Raw genomic sequence first — 630 nt, 5'->3', positions numbered from 1 at the left:
TATTGTCTGGCCCATGCGCGCCGCAAGTTCGTCGATGTGTATAAGAAATACAAATCGGAGCTGGCCAAAACGGTGATCGAGCGCCTGGCCGAAATCTATGCGATTGAAGCTAAAATCCGCGGCAAGAGCGCCGAGCATCGCCTGTCTGTTCGTCAGGCGAAAACCAAAGGCTTGATGGCTGACCTGAAAGCGCTTCTGATGGATACGATCAAGGATGTATCCGCCAAGGACCCTGTCGCATCTGCCATCAAGTACACTCTGGGTCTTTGGTCTGGCCTAACGCTGTTCCTGGARGACGGTAGGCTTGAGGTCGATTCCAACACCGTGGAGCGCAATATGRGAGGTATTGCGCTTGGACGCGTCAACAGTCTGTTTGCTGGCAGTGATGGCGGCGCCGAAACCTGGTCCATTTTAGGCTCCTTGCTGACGACAGCCAAGTTGAACGGCCTCGATCCCTATACCTGGCTCAACGACGTGTTTGAACGCATCGTGTCGGGCGAGATAAAATCGACCTCCCTTGAGCGTTGCCTTCCATGGCAATGGAAGAAAGAACATCCCGATATGAACATGGCGGTAGCTGCGTGAAGCGGCCCAGGCGTGCGAAACCTTTAACCTTGGAGCAACTGGAGG

General features: G+C 54.3%; 1 protein-coding gene. It reads left to right on the top strand.

Translation table 11 applies throughout. The features are described from left to right. Window positions 1-585 (top strand): transposase (locus tag ASD00_RS41250; RefSeq protein WP_200951504.1); only part of this gene is annotated, 585 nt, incomplete at its 5' end. Window positions 586-630: the final 45 nt, after the last annotated feature.

Source organism: Ensifer sp. Root31 (assembly GCF_001424825.1).
Lineage (GTDB): Bacteria > Pseudomonadota > Alphaproteobacteria > Rhizobiales > Rhizobiaceae > Ensifer > Ensifer canadensis.
The sequence above is the reverse complement of the archived record's forward strand: the minus strand, read 5'-3'. Positions and strand labels throughout refer to the sequence as shown.